The organism is Ruegeria sp. AL12 (genome assembly GCF_056540885.1).
Genome location: NZ_JBQFXN010000035.1, coordinates 1 through 1,769, shown reverse-complemented (window position 1 = coordinate 1,769; position 1,769 = coordinate 1). Strand labels below are relative to the sequence as shown.

Sequence of the window (1,769 nt, the reverse complement as noted above, 5' to 3'; positions counted from 1 at the left end):
GGGCTGGGTAACGGGTTCAAACTTTACGAGATAAACGGCGGATAAGGCCGTGCCGATTTGGCAACAAGTTACGCTTGATCCGTCAAGCGAACCACGACGTCTCCGGCCATCATGTCTGCATTCGCACGGTCAAAGCGCAGATACGCGATTCCTTGGCCGCCTGATTGCGTGAACAGGGTGCCGACGGGTTTGCCGTTTGCGGTAATCTCAGTCCCCGCCGGAACCGATCCTTCGACAAAGACCCGCCGCAAGCCTTTGCGCAACTCGGTCTTGTGTTTCATGCGCGCAGTCACTTCCTGACCGACATAGCAACCCTTTTTGAAATCCACACCATTCAGCGCCTCGAACCCGGATTCGAGGATATAGCTGTCTGGCGTAAGTTCGACCCCAGCCTCGGGGATGCAGTGTCGAACGCGCAGCGCGTCCCAGTCGGTTCCGTCATCGCCATCTGGGGCTGTCGAATAGTCACGCCAACCCATATCCGCGTGACGGGGGTCGGGCAGGGCGGTGTCCGGTGCTGGACCTGTGCCGCGCTGCAGATGCAGATCCGTGCCTTCGATCACCACATCCGCACGGAGTTTGTACATGTTCAGGCGCTTGATCAGGTCATCTGCAAGTGGCTCGGCCACGTCCAGCAGCACGCCACCGTCATCGCGTTTCAGAAAGAAATCGGCCAGATACTTGCCCTGTGGAGTAAGCAACGCCGTATAAACAAGCCCATTGCCCAGCCCCTGAACGTCATTGGTGACGAGGTCCTGCAAAAAGTCTTCGGTGTCCGAGCCGGTCAGGCGCAGGATGCGGCGGGTGAGCATGGCTTGGTCCTCGTCATTGCCTTTGGCCTCGTGATATAGGAAGTCCCGCAGCCAAGACCAGAGGTTATCGGACGTGCCCGCACCCGTCACTGTAGTGATTCCAACCTTGAATGCCGCCGATTCCTTGCCTGCGTGCCTTGAAGCCCTGATGGAAGGGGTGCATTCCGGGCTGATCCGGGACCTGATCGTCAGCGATGCAGGCTCAACAGACCAGACGTTGAGAATAGCAGAAGATGTTGGCGCGCATGTCATTAGAGGTGAGCCATCGCGCGGCGGTCAATTGCGCCGGGGGTGCGCGCATGCTGATGGAGACTGGCTTCTGATCCTTCATGCAGACACCGTGTTGCAAGAGGGATGGGCCAAGAGCGTAAGCGCCCATCTGCCATCCAACGCACCAGCGGCGTTTCGGTTGGCTTTTCGCGCGCGTGGGCTTGCGCCAGCCTGGGTGGCCGGATGGGCCAATTTGCGCAGCAGGCTGTTCGGTTTACCGTACGGAGATCAGGGGTTGCTGGTTCAGCGTAATGTCTATCTGGCGGCTGGCGGGTATCCGGACCAACCCTTGATGGAAGATGTGGCGCTGGTGCGCGTATTGCCACGGATCGCAATACTCGAGTCGCGCGCCTTTACGAGCGCGGAGCGCTACGAACAGGCAGGTTGGTTTCGGCGGGGCACGCGGAACTTGTGGACACTTCTGCGCTATTTTCTGGGAGTTGATCCACAGGTGTTGGCGCGGGGCTATCGGCGTTGAGCTTCGTACGTAACTCGACCAAAGATTTTCCCAATCGAAATGGGGCCGCAAAGCTAACAAGACAAAGCGCCACGATTTGCAGCACCAGAATATGGGCGTTGGCCTGCAGGTATTCCCATTCGTTTTTCAACTTGCCGACCTGCTCGATCAGGTCCTCATAGCTTTGTGCGAGGATCTGATAATCTCCTGTAATCGCGGGGACCTTACGC

General features: G+C 58.3%; 1 protein-coding gene and 2 pseudogenes. 1 reads left to right on the top strand and 2 read right to left on the bottom strand.

Annotated elements, in window-relative coordinates:
* Window positions 1-68 precede the first annotated feature (68 nt).
* Window positions 69-812 carry a CAF17-like 4Fe-4S cluster assembly/insertion protein YgfZ gene (gene ygfZ / locus ACR0C6_RS21065; RefSeq protein WP_480621043.1) on the bottom strand — a complete coding sequence of 248 codons (744 nt, stop codon included), beginning with the start codon at window positions 810-812 and terminating at the stop codon, window positions 69-71.
* Window positions 813-885: 73 nt separating this feature from the next.
* On the opposite strand from ygfZ, the pseudogene ACR0C6_RS21060 reads away from it, so the two are divergent.
* A pseudogene (locus ACR0C6_RS21060) lies at window positions 886-1,491 on the top strand (glycosyltransferase); the annotation flags it as partial.
* Here ACR0C6_RS21060 and ACR0C6_RS21055 read toward each other — a convergent pair.
* Window positions 1,436-1,769, bottom strand: a pseudogene (locus tag ACR0C6_RS21055) (hypothetical protein); the annotation flags it as partial. The pseudogenes ACR0C6_RS21060 and ACR0C6_RS21055 overlap by 56 nt on opposite strands.